17 protein-coding genes and 1 pseudogene are annotated in these 12832 nt (G+C 74.7%); 6 read left to right on the top strand and 12 right to left on the bottom strand.

The window, feature by feature from the left end; translation table 11 throughout:
• Positions 1 to 3: 3 nt before the first annotated feature.
• Positions 4 to 336 carry a DUF2516 family protein gene (locus tag NF338_RS14005; protein WP_318783088.1) on the bottom strand — a complete coding sequence of 111 codons (333 nt, stop codon included), beginning with the start codon at positions 334 to 336 and terminating at the stop codon, positions 4 to 6.
• A gap of 524 nt (positions 337 to 860) precedes the next feature.
• On the opposite strand from NF338_RS14005, the pseudogene NF338_RS21045 reads away from it, so the two are divergent.
• Positions 861 to 935, top strand: a pseudogene (locus NF338_RS21045) (helix-turn-helix domain-containing protein); the annotation flags it as partial.
• Between the two features lie 46 nt (positions 936 to 981).
• Positions 982 to 2274 (top strand): RNA-guided endonuclease InsQ/TnpB family protein, encoded by a 1293-nt coding sequence (locus tag NF338_RS14000; protein WP_264031340.1) that lies wholly within the window; start codon positions 982 to 984, stop codon positions 2272 to 2274.
• Between the two features lie 54 nt (positions 2275 to 2328).
• On the opposite strand, the gene NF338_RS13995 is transcribed toward NF338_RS14000, so the two are convergent.
• From NF338_RS13995 to NF338_RS13975, 5 genes are all read right to left on the bottom strand, one after another.
• Positions 2329 to 2766, bottom strand: a complete 438-nt coding sequence (locus NF338_RS13995; RefSeq protein ID WP_264031339.1) for a type II toxin-antitoxin system VapC family toxin — start codon at positions 2764 to 2766, stop codon at positions 2329 to 2331.
• Between the two features lie 7 nt (positions 2767 to 2773).
• The gene (locus tag NF338_RS13990; protein WP_264031338.1) at positions 2774 to 3094 is read right to left on the bottom strand and encodes a type II toxin-antitoxin system Phd/YefM family antitoxin; all 321 of its coding nucleotides are present in this window, start codon (positions 3092 to 3094) and stop codon (positions 2774 to 2776) included.
• An 80-nt stretch (positions 3095 to 3174) separates the two neighbouring features.
• A complete protein-coding gene (locus tag NF338_RS13985) occupies positions 3175 to 4311 on the bottom strand; it encodes an FUSC family protein (protein ID WP_264031337.1) in 1137 nt (378 codons plus the stop codon).
• The gene (locus tag NF338_RS13980) at positions 4308 to 5450 is read right to left on the bottom strand and encodes a YgfZ/GcvT domain-containing protein (protein ID WP_264031336.1); all 1143 of its coding nucleotides are present in this window, start codon (positions 5448 to 5450) and stop codon (positions 4308 to 4310) included. Before NF338_RS13980 ends, NF338_RS13985 begins: the two co-directional genes overlap by 4 nt.
• Before the next feature lie 62 nt (positions 5451 to 5512).
• On the bottom strand, positions 5513 to 6109 hold the full coding sequence (locus tag NF338_RS13975; RefSeq protein WP_087469915.1) for an FABP family protein: 597 nt from the start codon (positions 6107 to 6109) through the stop codon (positions 5513 to 5515).
• A 261-nt stretch (positions 6110 to 6370) separates the two neighbouring features.
• Between NF338_RS13975 and NF338_RS13970 the strand changes: the two genes are divergently transcribed.
• A complete protein-coding gene (locus NF338_RS13970) occupies positions 6371 to 6766 on the top strand; it encodes a DsrE family protein (RefSeq protein ID WP_264031335.1) in 396 nt (131 codons plus the stop codon).
• Positions 6767 to 6788: 22 nt separating this feature from the next.
• Here NF338_RS13970 and NF338_RS13965 read toward each other — a convergent pair whose 3' ends face one another.
• Genes NF338_RS13965 through NF338_RS13955 form a run of 3 tightly spaced genes read right to left on the bottom strand, consistent with a single transcriptional unit; the run spans position 6789 to position 8523 of the window.
• The gene (locus NF338_RS13965) at positions 6789 to 7271 is read right to left on the bottom strand and encodes a DUF4395 domain-containing protein (protein ID WP_264031334.1); all 483 of its coding nucleotides are present in this window, start codon (positions 7269 to 7271) and stop codon (positions 6789 to 6791) included.
• A 38-nt stretch (positions 7272 to 7309) separates the two neighbouring features.
• A complete protein-coding gene (locus NF338_RS13960; RefSeq protein WP_264031333.1) occupies positions 7310 to 7792 on the bottom strand; it encodes a thioredoxin family protein in 483 nt (160 codons plus the stop codon).
• Positions 7789 to 8523 carry a hypothetical protein gene (locus NF338_RS13955; RefSeq protein WP_264031332.1) on the bottom strand — a complete coding sequence of 245 codons (735 nt, stop codon included), beginning with the start codon at positions 8521 to 8523 and terminating at the stop codon, positions 7789 to 7791. The genes NF338_RS13960 and NF338_RS13955 overlap by 4 nt, the downstream gene beginning before the upstream one ends.
• A gap of 280 nt (positions 8524 to 8803) precedes the next feature.
• On the opposite strand from NF338_RS13955, the gene NF338_RS13950 reads away from it, so the two are divergent.
• Together NF338_RS13950 and NF338_RS13945 are read left to right on the top strand one after the other, a co-directional pair.
• Positions 8804 to 9574 carry a winged-helix domain-containing protein gene (locus tag NF338_RS13950; protein ID WP_087469919.1) on the top strand — a complete coding sequence of 257 codons (771 nt, stop codon included), beginning with the start codon at positions 8804 to 8806 and terminating at the stop codon, positions 9572 to 9574.
• Positions 9571 to 10503: an alpha/beta fold hydrolase gene (locus NF338_RS13945; RefSeq protein ID WP_264031331.1), complete on the top strand. Its 933-nt coding sequence runs from the start codon at positions 9571 to 9573 to the stop codon at positions 10501 to 10503. Before NF338_RS13950 ends, NF338_RS13945 begins: the two co-directional genes overlap by 4 nt.
• Positions 10504 to 10512: 9 nt before the next feature.
• On the opposite strand, the gene nth is transcribed toward NF338_RS13945, so the two are convergent.
• Positions 10513 to 11238 (bottom strand): endonuclease III, encoded by a 726-nt coding sequence (gene nth / locus NF338_RS13940; RefSeq protein ID WP_204543043.1) that lies wholly within the window; start codon positions 11236 to 11238, stop codon positions 10513 to 10515.
• A 97-nt stretch (positions 11239 to 11335) separates the two neighbouring features.
• Between nth and NF338_RS13935 the strand changes: the two genes are divergently transcribed.
• The gene (locus NF338_RS13935; RefSeq protein ID WP_087469921.1) at positions 11336 to 12013 is read left to right on the top strand and encodes a Crp/Fnr family transcriptional regulator; all 678 of its coding nucleotides are present in this window, start codon (positions 11336 to 11338) and stop codon (positions 12011 to 12013) included.
• A gap of 83 nt (positions 12014 to 12096) precedes the next feature.
• On the opposite strand, the gene NF338_RS13930 is transcribed toward NF338_RS13935, so the two are convergent.
• On the bottom strand, positions 12097 to 12585 hold the full coding sequence (locus NF338_RS13930) for a RidA family protein (RefSeq protein WP_264031330.1): 489 nt from the start codon (positions 12583 to 12585) through the stop codon (positions 12097 to 12099).
• Positions 12585 to 12749 (bottom strand): hypothetical protein, encoded by a 165-nt coding sequence (locus tag NF338_RS13925; protein WP_021481786.1) that lies wholly within the window; start codon positions 12747 to 12749, stop codon positions 12585 to 12587. Before NF338_RS13925 ends, NF338_RS13930 begins: the two co-directional genes overlap by 1 nt.
• Positions 12750 to 12832: the final 83 nt, after the last annotated feature.

Here is a 12832-nt window from a genome sequence, read left to right as displayed (position 1 = left end):
GCGTCACCAGCCGCCGGGGCGGCCGGACGACCCGTTGCCGCGGCCGTTGCCGTACGGCAGGAGCCGGGGACGCACGTCCACGAGGTAGACGATCGCCGCGACCACGCCGATGACCCCGAAGAAGCCCCCGACGCTCATCGGCGGCAGCGAGATGAATCCGAGGGCCGCCGCGACCCCGAGGATCGCGAGCCAGATCGGCTTGGTCAGCTTGCCCTCGGCCGTGAACGCGCTCGCGGGACGTCGGATCGCGTCGACGAGCGCGACGAGCTCGGTCACGAACACGACGAGCATGAGCACGAAGAAGACGATCCACTGCAGCGACCCGATGATTCCCACGGGCACGAGCCTAAGCCAGTCGGACAACGGAGGGGACCGGGCCCCTGACGAGGAGGTTGGCGAACGCGGCCGGTCATGGATGTTGGCCACCGTGGGTGGACGGTCAGGAGTCGTGCACGATGACGACGAGCTCCAGGTTGGCCGTGTCGGCGCGTCGTGTCTCGCAGGACCGTGACCCGCCCCCACACGTTTTTCATCGTCGACCTCGTGGAGGTGTTTGTACGTCGTTGGTCGCCAGATGAGGGTGAAGTCGCGCAGGAGCGGCCGCCACGGGATGCCGTTCGCCAGGACGTAGGGCCAGTGGGTTGACGCGCTCGCGCTACCTGTGCGCGCATCAGAGCCGCTCGCCGCGGGCGTGGAGACGGACGACGAGCGCGCGGAAAGGCGACCAGACGGTGCTGGTCAGGTCGCGCGCGTACGCGTGTGGAACGTTCACACGGAACTGCTCTCCCCGATCACCTGGCGTGTCGGTGGTAACCGGTAGCGTCCGGGTCGTGGCCCGGCATACGACGTTCCAGTGGGTGATGGATCCCAGTGTGGAGCAGGCACGCGTGCTGGCCCCGCACGAGGGCGCCGCCCGGTTCGCGTACAACCAGGGCCTGCGCCTACACCTGAACGCCCGTAGCGCCTCCAGGAACGCCGACGATGCCGTTGTTGCGGCGAGGGTGCCGTGGAGCGGATTCGACCTACCTGATCAACGCGTTCAACGCGTGGAAGAAGTCCGAGGACGCCGGGCGGCGGTTCATCGCCGGCGGCTCAGGTGTCACAGAGATTGAGGTCACAGGCCTGGCCTGGCGGACCGAGGTGAGTGCGCAGGTCTTCGAGGAAGCTGTCGTCGACCTCGGCAAGGCGCTCAAGGCATGGACCGACTCCCGGCGTGGCAAGCGGACCGGTCGGGCGGTCGGGCATCCGCGTTTCAAGAAGAAGAACCACGTGCGTAGCTCGTTCCGCATGCGCAACAAGACCTCGAGGACGAAGACCGGTGAACGGTCCACGATCCGCGTCGGTGAGGCTGGGCCGCGCTCGGTCACCCTGCCCGGGATCGGCGCGATCAAGGTCCATGACGACACCCGGAAGCTGCGCCGCATGCTCGCCGCGGGGAGGGCTCGGGTCTTGTTCGTGACCGTGTCGCGGCGTGGCGGGCGGTGGTGCGTCAGCGTGAACGTCGAGGCCAGCGACCTGCACCCTGCTGCCCGGCACCTGCCGAATGAGGACACCGATCACGGTGGATGGGTCGGCGTGGACCGCGGCCTGCACGCGCCCGTCGTCGCTGCCACCAGCGGCGGAGCCGAAGTGCTGCGCGCAAGCACGGCACCCAAGGCGTTACGAGCCGCGCAGTCGGTCACTCGCCGGTTGCAGAAGTCCGTATCCCGGAAGGTCAAGGGCTCGGCGAAACGGCGTTCCGCAGTGCATCGGCTGGCTCGGCACCACGAGCGGGTTCGCGCCCGCCGCCATCACTTCCTGCACCAGGTCTCCAACGCGCTGGTCAAGACCCACGACCGGCTCGTCATCGAGGATCTGAACATCACCGGCATGCTCGCCAACCACCGGCTCGCCGCAGCGATCTCGGACGCGGCCTGGGGAGAGCTCGCCCGCCAGATCATCTACAAGCAGTCCTGGCGCGGGGGGCAGGTCCTGGTCGCGGATCGATGGTTTCCCTCCTCGAAGACCTGCTCGGTCTGCGGCGACGTCACCACGACGCTCACCCTCGCCGACCGCGTCTTCGTCTGCGACACGTGCGGGCACACCATCGACCGCGACCTGAACGCCGCAGTCAACCTCGCCACCTGGGGCGAGAAGCGCCACTCCCAGGTCCTGGACCCCGAAGCACGAGGCCAGGTCACCAACGCCCACCGACCGGACGGCTCTGGCCGACGCCCTGGCGTCGACGAAACCAGCCGGGATGACGTGGGAACCCTCACCGCTCCGGCGGCATAGGGACGTCCGAGAAGGACGCTGCCGAACGAGCCCACCGGGGTCGTTCGACTGGCTTTACGGTCTGGCGAGCGGCCACGGCACCACCCGCAGCCCGACCGACCGCGCGGCGGTCACCACGTGCGGGTCCCAGGCCGCCACGATCGTGTCGTCGTGCGCGACGGCGAGGGCGCTCGCCACGTGCACCGCGTCGTTGCTGCGCAGCGCACCGGCCGCGACGAGCGCCGACGCGCGGTCGGCGACGTCGCCGGAGACCTCGACCACGTGCAGCGCGGGGTACAGCTCGTCCCACGCGCCGAGGGCGCGCGCGTGGCCCGGGCCGTCGAGCACGCCGCCGCGGGCGCCCGCGGCGAGGGCCGCCCGCACCTCGACGTCGGCGAGGCGGCTCGTCACGACGACGTCCGCCCGGTTCCACAGGCGGCTCGCCAGCGCGGAGCCCGCCTCGGGGACGCAGAGCTTCACCAGGGCGCTCGCGTCGAAGTAGACCAGGGCCATCGGGGCCTCAGCGCCGGATCCGGCGCACGAGCGCCGCCACGCCGCCCCCGCGACCGCCGCGGCCGCCGTCGGACGACCGCGTCCCGTCCGTGCCCGCCGTCCGCGCGTCGGCGTCCCCGCCCGCGGGGACCGCGTGGACCGGGCGCTCGGCCGCCGGCGGGACCAGCACACCGTCGCGCACGAGCTCGGTCACCAGGTCCGCCGTCGCGACGCCCGTCAGCCGGGCGACGGGGACGCCGCGCTCGGTGATGACGACCTCCTCGCCCTCCCTGGCCCGCTCGATCCACGACTTGAGCTCGGCGCGCAGGGCGCTGACGGGGACCTCCATGCCCCGACGGTACCGGCCCGGGGCGCCGCTGTGCAGGGTGAAGAACGTCCCGTTCGCCCCGAGGGGCCAGGTTCGCCCGCTCAGAGCTCGGGGAGAGCGTCGCGCGCCTGCTGCGGCGTCGCCCCGGCCGCCTCCAGGAGGTCGACGATGGGCGACCGCACGAGCATGACGAGGGACTGCACCTGCCAGTCGCCGTCGCCGAGCGCGTGCGGGTCGGCGCTGTGCGCGACCTCGAGGAGGACCTCGCGCGCCACGGCCGGGTCGCGACCGGCGCCGACCGCCTCGGCGAGCACGTGCACGCCGGCGCCGAACCGGGCGACGAGGTCCGCGACGTCGTCGAGAGCACGCTCGTCCGGCCCGCCCGCGACCGGCATCGCGCGCCGCGCCAGGACGCGCACGCTGCGCATCGCCCGGTCCACGAGGACCGCCTGCCGCTCGAGACCGCCGAGCTCGTCCCGGTGCCGCAGGCCGGCCGCGCTCACGCGCGCGAGCTCGCGCGCCGACGACGCCGACGACTGCCAGTCCTCGAGCGCGCCCTCGGAGGCGCGGCCCTGGACGAGCGCCGCCTCGAGGTCGGCGCGGTCGCGCCCGCGCAGCCCGCGCGCGAGGACGTCGAGGACGGCGGCGAGCTCCGTCGTCGCCTCGGCACCCAGCAGCCGGGGACGCCGTCGCGGGTCGCCCGGGGTGAGCGCCGCGACCGCGAGCGCGACGGCGCCGCCCACGAGCGCGTCCGTCCACCGTCCGAGCGGGCCGCCGGCCTGCGCGGCCGGGAGCCCGACGATGACGATCGCCTGCACCCCGGCCTGCGTCGTGAGCATCGCGCCGCGGTCGATGAAGCGTGCCGCGAGTGCGGAGACGGCGAGCACGACGGCGACCTGCCACCACCCGGACCCGATGGCGTGGACCACGAGGTCGCCGAGCCCGACCCCGATCGCGACCCCGACCGCGAGCTCGAGGACGCGGCGGAGCTGGCGGTCCTGGCTGAACCCGAGGCAGATCCACGCGGAGACCGGCGCGAAGAAGGGAGCCGTGTGGCCCAGCCCGTACCGCGCGATGCCGAACGCGAGACCGGCGGCGGCCGACGCCTGGAGGATGGGCCACAGCGCCACGCGGACGCGCGAGGCGCCCTGGCGGATCCGGGCCCGGAGGAGGAGCCGGCGCCACGCGGTGCGGGCGACGTCGACCGCACCGGGGCCCGACGCCGGCCCCGCGGTCACAGCATGCTCGTCGGCGCGCCCTCGCCGCGGGGCGTGATCCCCCGGCCGACGGGGCCGCGCGGGGCGGGGCGGTCGACCGAGACGCCCTCGCCCGGCACCACGACCTCCTGCGCCGCGGAGATCGCGCCGCCGTCGCAGTCGACGAGGAGCTCGGCGTCCTCGGGGACGCTGCGCTTGAGGACGGCGAGCGCGATCGGGCCGAGCTCGTGGTGGCGCGCGACCGACGTCACGGCGCCGACGGACCGCCCGTCGAGCGTGACGTCGGCGCCCGGCACGGGCAGCAGGTGCCCCGAGCCGTCGAGGTGCAGCATCACGACCCGGCGCGGGGGGCGCCCCAGGTTGTGCACGCGCGCGATGGTCTCCTGGCCGCGGTAGCAGCCCTTGTGCATGTGGACGGAGGTGCGCAGCCAGTCGGTCTCGTGCGGGATGGAGCGGTGGTCGACCTCGGTCGCGAGCCGCGGCCGCCAGGCCTCGACGCGTGCCGCCTCGCTCGCCCACGTGCCGACGAGCCGCCACCCGGCCGCCTCACGCGCCGCGACGGCGTCGGCCAGCTCCGCCCGCGGCACCAGCACGAGCCGCCACGGCCGCTCCCGACCCGGGTGCTCGTCCGCGGGCGGGCCGTAGCGCGTGCCGCCGCCGACGACGCGCGGCCACGGGTCGCGCCACGTGACCGGCTCGCCCTCCGCGCCCTCGGCGTCGACGGGCTCGCCGAGCGCCGCCCAGTCGTCGGTCGCGTCGGCGATCTCGACGCGGAGCATGAACTTCATGCGGTCGAGCCACGCGGCGAGGTCCGCGGCGTGCGAGCGCTCGGTGACGAGCCACGTCGTCTCGCCGTCGTCGACGACGGACGCGGCGTGCTCGACGTGGCCCTGCGGCGAGAGCACGAGCAGCTCGGTGGAGGTCCGCGGGGCGAGCGCCGTGAGGTCCTGCGACGTGATGGAGTGCAGCCAGCTCAGGCGGTCCGGGCCCGTGACGGTGACGACGCCCAGGTGCGACTGGTCGACGACGGCGCCGCCCGTGCGCAGGGCGCGCTGCTCCCCCGTCGGGTCGCCGTAGTGCCACGCGACGCCCTCGTCGGGGCCGGTCGCGGGCACCGCGCCGTGGCGGGACAGGAGCGGGCTGGTGTAGCCGGTGGTCACGGGTGGTCCTCCTTGGTCGGCGCGTCCGGGCCTGCTGGCGTGCTCGCCCGAGGGCCGGGCGGTCAGGCCGACGGGCGCCGGGTCAGCTTCGCGGACGCGTACGACTGCAACGGCTCACCGAAGGCCGCCAATTCCCACACCCATAGGAGCTGGCCCTCGACGAACCCGTACAGCCGCTTCGAGGCCGTGACCTCCGACGCCGTGGACGTGCGCGCGATTAGGTCGCTCGCCAGGTCCACCCGGCCGTTGCCGACCGCGCCGAGGTACACGGACACGCGACCCGCGGGGTCGGCGACGAGCACCTCGAGCGGGTGCCGGTCGTCCTCGAGCCCGTCGGGACGGTCGGTGGACACGCGCCAGTAGCCCGTCTCGGTGGACCACACGGGTGCGTCGGCCGCCGCGACGTCCAGCGTCGCGGCGTCCCGCTCGGGCCACGCCCCCTCGTCGGGGACGGTCTCCGGGACCTCGGCCTCGAGGACGCGCAGCGTCGACTCGTAGCGCAGGTACGGGCCGCCGTCGTGGTCGAACACGACGTCGTGGACGAACGGGGTCTCCTCGATGCCCGGGTACTTGACCACCCCCTCACCGCGCCAGCTCCCGACGAGCCAGGCGAGCGGGTAGACCTCGGGCGCGAGCCCCTCGGGGAACTCGAACGGCATCAGCGACCACCTCTCGGAGTCGGGCGGGGCGACGTGCCCGCGCCGGGGCTCGCCCCGCGCGGCAGCGTCAGCGCTGGCCCCGGTAGAGCTTGTAGACGACGTACCCCGCGAACCACGTGATGGTGACCGTCGCCGCGATGAGCAGGCCGAGGAAGATCAGCTCGAGAGTGTGCGGACTCATGCGCCCGATCCTACCGGCCGGGCGAGGGCGCCGTGGTGCGACCCGGGAGAGGCCGACGGGAGGGGGCTACGCTCGGCCGCGTGACCGACACCGTGCCGCCCCGCGCGGCCCACCGCCAGCGCTCGCTCGTCGTCAAGGCCACGTCCGGGCTCGACCGGCCCGAGGCCGCCAACCAGGCGTTCACCGTCGCCGCCGCCGCGGTCGCCGCGGGCGTCGAGGTGAGCGTGTGGCTCACGGGCGAGGCCGCGTGGTTCGGTCTGCCCGGGCGGGCGGCCGAGCTCGAGCTGGAGCACGCGGCCCCGCTGCCCGACCTGCTCGACGCCGTGCTCGCGGCCGGCACCCTCACCGTGTGCACGCAGTGCGCCGCGCGCCGCGGCATCACGGCCGGCGACGTGCTCCCCGGCGTGCGGATCGCGGGCGCGGCGGTGTTCGTCGAGGAGGCGCTGCGCGAGGGCGCGCAGGCCCTCGTCTACTGACGCGGGTCGCCCGCCGTCCGGGTCAGGAGCGCGCCGGTGCGACCCGCCGCAGCAGCAGGTACAGCTCGCAGCCCAGGCACAGGCCGAACGCCGCGTTGAGGACGGCGGCCACGAGCGCGAGCGCTGCCGCGGCCGGGACGGCCGCCTCGACGCCCAGCAGGCCCAGCACGACCCCGGCGCCGGTGATGACGAGGCCGACCGCCTGCGCGAACCGTGGCGGTCTCGGGTCCTCGCGCTCCGCCGTCGGACCGATGCGCGGAAGGATGGCCACCCGGTAGACCCAGGCCTGCCACGTGCCCTGCGCACCCCGCAGGGCCCCGAGCAGGAAGCTCGCCGCGACGACCGCGAGCAGCACGAGCGCCGCGGGCGACGTCCACAGGAGGATCACGACGGCGAGCAGCAGCGCCGTGATGCCGGCCCCCGCACGTGGGCCGCGCGGGTCGATCCCGGCGGGCGCGGGCCCGCGCTCCGTCGTGGCGTCGCCTCGGCCAGCCTGGTCGCTCATGCGGTCTCCTCCGGTCCGGCCGTCGGGGACGGCGTGGGTCAGGCGTCGTGCGCGGTCGCGGAGGCCGCTCCCACGTCCGCGACGGCGAGCGCCGCGAGCGCCTGGGCGCGGTTCATCCCCCCGCTCGCGCGGGCGACCTCCCGACCCTCCGCGTCGAGCACGAGGACGGTCGGCGTGCGCAGTATGCCGAATGCTCGCACCAGGTCGAGGTGGTCGTCGACGTCCATCTCACGATGCGTCACGTCGTCGTGCGCCGCGCTCACCTCGCCCAGGACGCGCGCGGTCGCCCGGCACGGCGCGCACAGCTCCGCCGAGAACTGGACGAACGTGCCGCGGGCGCCCAGCACGACACCGTGGGCGGGCCAGTCGAACGGCGCGGCGCCGTGGTCCGCAGAGGCTCGGGCCGACGTCGTGCGCGCCGCCCGCACGACCCCCTGACGCCGCTGCCACCACACGCCGAGCGCGAGCGTCGCGAGCAGCGTCGCCCCGAGGAGGACGCCGGGGAGCACCGACGGCGTCATCCCACGATCACCCGGCCGACGACGAAGATCAGCGTCCCGCCGACCGCGACCGGCAGCGCCGTCGCGGAGAACGCGCCGAGGCGGCCCCGCAGCTCCGGGAGCTGGTCGAAGAGCGCGTGGAGCGACGCGACGAGCAGGCCCGCGACGACGCCGGACCAGACGCCGCTGAGCAGGTCGAGGTCGGGCATGACGTACCCGACGGCACCGCCCGCGGCGATCGCGAGACCGAGCGTGAGCGCCGCGTTGGTCCACCCGCCCAGCGGCAGCGCGGAGACCGCCGACGCGACGGCCAGCGCCACCGCGCACGTCACGACCAGGGACTCGCCCGCGTCCGTGCGGCCCGTCGCGATCCAGCCCGCGCACGACGTCGCGACGACGATCCCGCTCACGGTCCCGATGAGCGACTCGACCAGGCGCGGTCGCCCGTCGCGCCGCAGGAGCTCGGCGACGAACGCGAGCACCACGGCGAGCGCGAGCACCACGGGCAGGTGCCGCAGCGCCGGCTCGCCGTGCGTCGCGGAGGTCGCGCCCACGGCGCCGAGCCCGGCGATCGCGATGACGACGCGCGTCCCGCCGTGGACGGGGATGTCGAGCAGGCGCGGCCACCCGATCGCGACGATCAGGGCCAGCGCCCCCGACGCCGCGGCGAGCGGGAGCGGGCCGAAGAACGCGCCTACGGCGATGCCTGCGGCGAGGCACGCCGTGACGACGGCCCGGGTCGAGAGGTCCACGCGGTCAGCGCCCCGTTCGGGGGTCGCGGGAGGGCGTCGGGTCGTGCAGCACGCCTCAGAGTGTCGCAGAGTCTTCCGCCGGACCGCCTACCGGCCCCGGCACGCGCGCCCGTGAGACGTTCGCCGTCTCCGCGCCCGGCACGCGATACGGTAACCATCCACGGACCGAGAACGTGGCCGATGACGTGGCGAGCCCCGCAGAGGTACGTCCCGGCCCGGTCGCCACGCGTCGACGCCCGGGGGCGCCGCCCGCGCCCCGCGACCCGGAAGGAGGTGTCGGATGGCGGACCTGCTCATCCTCACCCCCGCGACAGGCGGTTCCGTCGAGGTCCTGCCCGCGCTCGGCCTGCTCTCGCACCGCATCCGGGTCCTGCCCATGGAGCCGTCTGCGCTGGTCGACGCCCCGGACTCCGACGTCGTGCTGCTCGACGCGCGCCGCGACCTCGTCGCGGCCCGCACCACGTGCCGCCTCCTGCACGCCACCGGGCTCACCGTCCCGCTCGTGCTCGTCCTCACCGAGGGCGGGCTGACCGTCGTCACGGCGGAGTGGGGCGCGGACGACCTCCTCCTCGAGGCGGCAGGGCCGGCGGAGGTGGAGGCACGCCTGCGCCTCGTCATCGAACGGTCCGCACGCGGCCCGGCCGAGGACGGCCCGCAGGAGATCGCGGCCGGCGAGCTCGCGATCGACGCGAGCGGCTACACCGCACGGCTGCGCGGCCGCCCCATCGACCTCACGTACAAGGAGTTCGAGCTCCTCAAGTACCTCGTGCAGCACCCGGGCCGCGTGTTCACGCGCGCCCAGCTGCTCCAAGAGGTCTGGGGCTACGACTACTACGGCGGCACGCGGACCGTCGACGTCCACGTCCGACGCCTGCGCGCCAAGCTCGGCCCCGAGCACGAGCAGCTCATCGGGACGGTGCGCAACGTCGGGTACCGGTTCGACCCGCCGAAGGACCGCCGTCCCGCTGAGGGCGCCGACGACGCCGGGGCGGCCGCGGCCGGGTCGTCGGCCGACAGTGGACCCGGGACCCCGGTAGGTTCGTCCGGGTGACGCCCGACCCCTCCGACTTCACGTCCGCCCTGCCCGACGGACCGTGGCGGCACGAGTTCGTCCCGGCCAACGGCGCGCGGTTCCACGTCGCGCTCGCGGGCCCCGAGGACCGCGGCGTGCGCGACCCCGGCCCGCCGCTGGTCGTCCTGCTGCACTCCTTCCCGCAGTTCTGGTGGGCCTGGCGCCACCAGATCGAGCCGCTCGCCGCCGCGGGCTACCGCGTCGCCGCGATGGACATCCGGGGCGTCGGCGCCTCCGACAAGCCGCCGATCGGCTACGACGCGCCGACCCGCACGCGCGACATCGCCGGTGTCGTGCGCTCGCTCGGCTCCGGGCGCGCCGTCGTCGTGGGCCACGGCACGGGCGGCAGCCTCGCCTGGGCGATGGCCGCGCTCCAGCCTGCCGTCACGGCAGGGGTCGCCGCGTTCTCCGCGCCGCACCCCGCGCGGCTGCACACGTCCGCCCGCCGCCTGCTCACGCCCGCCGCGCTGCGGCAGCTCGCGTTCTACCAGGTGCCCACGCTGCCCGAGCGGGCGCTCGTCCGCGGCGACCTCGTGGCCGAGGTGCTCGCGGCCGGGGCCGCGACGCCGTTCGAGCAGGACGTCGTCGACACGTACCGCACCGTCATGCGCATCCCCTTCGCGGCGCACACCGCCATGGAGTCCCTCCGCTGGGCCGTGCGCTCCACCCCTCGCCCCGACGGCCGTCGGTTCCTCGCCGCGCTCCGCCGTCCGGTCGACGTCCCGGCGCTGCAGGTCCACGCCGAGAAGGACGGCCTCGTGCGCCGCGAGCTCGCGGACGCCGACGGCGCCGCGCTCGCCCGCGACTTCCGCTTCGAGGTCGTGGACGGGGCCGGCCACTTCCTCCCCGAGGAGGCACCCGACGCCGTGACGGACCTCCTGCTGGACTGGCTCCCGCGCGCGGCGTAGCCCCGGAGCTCAGCTCGTCTTGACGAGCTTCGCCGCCTTGACCGGGTCGACCTCGCCGACGCCGAAGGACGGGCACCACCGCGCGATCGTGCACGCGCCGCACGCGGGCTTCCGTGCGAAGCACACCCGGCGGCCGTGGAAGATCAGCCGGTGCGAGAGCATCGTCCACTCCGACTTCTCGACGAGCCCGCCGACGACCTGCTCGACCTTGACCGGGTCCTCCTCGGTCGTCCAGCCGAGGCGGCGCACGAGCCGTCCGAAGTGGGTGTCGACCGTCAGCCCCGGCACGCCGAACGCGTTGCCCAGGACGACGTTCGCCGTCTTGCGGCCCACGCCCGGCAGGGTCACGAGGTCCGCGAGGCGACCGGGCACCTCGCCGTCGTACCGCTCGACGAGCGCCTGGCCGATGCCGATGACGGACTGCGCCTTCGCGCGGAAGAACCCGGTGGGGCGCAGCAGCTCCTCGAGCTCCTCCCGGTCCGCGCCCGCGTACGCGGCGGCGTCCGGGTACCGCGCGAACAGCGCCGGGGTCGTGAGGTTCACGCGCTTGTCCGTCGTCTGCGCCGACAGGACCGTGGCGACGAGCAGCTCGAGCGGCGTCGTGAAGTCCAGCTCGCAGTGCGCGTCCGGATAGGTGACCGCGAGCTCGCGGTTGGTCCGGCGCGCCCGCCGGACGAGGGCGAGGTGCGACTCGGGCTTCGGCGCCCGCGCGCGGGCCGGCTCGGTGGTGGTCACGGACCCACGGTAGCGGCCGCCCCCGACACCCGAGTTGCGGCCGTAGGGCAGACTTGTCCTGGAACATTTCCGAGGACGAGACGATAGGACACCCCGCGTGGACGACGACGTTGTGCTCTCCGCCCCCCTGTTCGCGACGATGGACGCGGACGAGACGCGCACCCTCTTCGAGTCGATGCAGCAGATCGAGCTCTCCCGCGGCGACGTGCTGTTCCGCGAGGGCGAGCCGGGCGACCGCCTCTACGTGATCGCGAGCGGCAAGATCAAGCTGGGGCGCCGCTCCAACGACGGCCGCGAGAACCTCCTGTCGATCCTCGGCCCCGGCGAGATGTTCGGGGAGCTCTCCCTGTTCGACCCGGGCCCTCGCACCGCCACCGCGAGCTCCGTCGCCGACTCCGTCATCTACGAGCTCGGGCACGACCAGCTCGTCGAGTGGATCGAGAAGCACCCGAGCGTCGCCAAGCACCTGCTCAACGCCCTGGCTCGTCGCCTGCGCCGCACCAACGAGACGCTGGCCGACCTCGTCTTCTCGGACGTCCCCGGCCGCGTCGCCAAGGCGCTGCTCGACCTGTCGACCCGCTTCGGCGAGGAGACGGACGAGGGCGTCCGCGTCGCGCACGACCTCACGCAGGAGGAGCTCGCGCAGCTCGTCGGCGCGTCGCGCGAGACCGTGAACAAGGCGCTCGCCGACTTCGCCACGCGTGGCTGGGTGCGCCGCGAGGGCCGGGCCGTCGTCCTGCTCGACCTGGACCGCCTGGAGCGCCGCGCGCGCTGACCGACCGCCACCGACAGGAACGGGGTCGGCGACCGGGTCCGCGAGGACCCGGCCGCCGACCCCGTTCCCGTGCGGGCGGAGCGCTACTCCGCGAGCTCCACGACGATCTCGACCTCGACCGGGGCGTCGAGCGGGAGGACCGCGACGCCGACGGCGCTGCGGGCGTGGACGCCTGCCTCGCCGAAGACCTCCCCGAGGAGGGTGCTCGCACCGTTGACCACGCCGGGCTGGCCCGTGAACGACGGGTCGCTCGCGACGAACCCGACGACCTTGACGACGCGGGCGACCTGGTCGAGGTTCCCGACGACGTCGTGCACGGCGGCGAGCGCGTTGAGCGCGCACTGCCGGGCGAGCGCCGCGGCGTCGGCGGGCGGGACGAGCCCCTCGCCGTCGCCGACCTTGCCCGTCGCGGGCAGCGCACCGTCCACGAACGGGAGCTGGCCCGACGTGTGGACGTACCGGCCCGAGCGCACGGCGGGCACGTAGGCGGCGACGGGCGCCGCCACCGGGGGCAGGGAGAGGCCGAGCTCCGCCAGGCGCGCGGCGATCGTCCCGGCGGGGAAGCCCGCCACTACTTCTCCCCGGTCGGGCGCTTCAGGTAGGCGACGAGGCCGTTGCCGTCGGGGCCGGTGACGACCTGGACGAGCTCCCAGCCGTCGGAGCCCCACTGGTCGAGGACGGCCTTGGTGTTGTGGATGATGAGGGGGATGGTCGCGTACTCCCACGTGGTTGCCATGGGGCGAGCGTAGTCGGCCCCCGCGGGCACCGCCGAGGACGTCGCCGCGGGATGCTTACACAACCCGCACACCCGCGAGCCCC

Origin of the sequence: Cellulosimicrobium sp. SH8 (assembly GCF_025818875.1) — a bacterium.
Taxonomy (GTDB): Bacteria; Actinomycetota; Actinomycetes; order Actinomycetales; family Cellulomonadaceae; genus Cellulosimicrobium; species Cellulosimicrobium cellulans_D.
The sequence above is the reverse complement of the archived record's forward strand: the minus strand, read 5'-3'. Positions and strand labels throughout refer to the sequence as shown.

Bases quoted from the DNA above. Each gene is read 5' to 3' on its own strand.
- NF338_RS14000 (WP_264031340.1), top strand. From the start codon at position 982: ATGCCGTTGTTGCGGCGAGGGTGCCGTGGAGCGGATTCGACCTACCTG.
- NF338_RS13995 (WP_264031339.1), bottom strand. From the start codon at position 2,766: ATGGCCCTGGTCTACTTCGACGCGAGCGCCCTGGTGAAGCTCTGCGTC.
- NF338_RS13990 (WP_264031338.1), bottom strand. From the start codon at position 3,094: ATGGAGGTCCCCGTCAGCGCCCTGCGCGCCGAGCTCAAGTCGTGGATC.
- NF338_RS13975 (WP_087469915.1), bottom strand. From the start codon at position 6,109: ATGCCGTTCGAGTTCCCCGAGGGGCTCGCGCCCGAGGTCTACCCGCTC.
- NF338_RS13965 (WP_264031334.1), bottom strand. From the start codon at position 7,271: ATGAGCGACCAGGCTGGCCGAGGCGACGCCACGACGGAGCGCGGGCCC.
- NF338_RS13960 (WP_264031333.1), bottom strand. From the start codon at position 7,792: ATGACGCCGTCGGTGCTCCCCGGCGTCCTCCTCGGGGCGACGCTGCTC.
- NF338_RS13950 (WP_087469919.1), top strand. From the start codon at position 8,804: ATGGCGGACCTGCTCATCCTCACCCCCGCGACAGGCGGTTCCGTCGAG.
- NF338_RS13925 (WP_021481786.1), bottom strand. From the start codon at position 12,749: ATGGCAACCACGTGGGAGTACGCGACCATCCCCCTCATCATCCACAAC.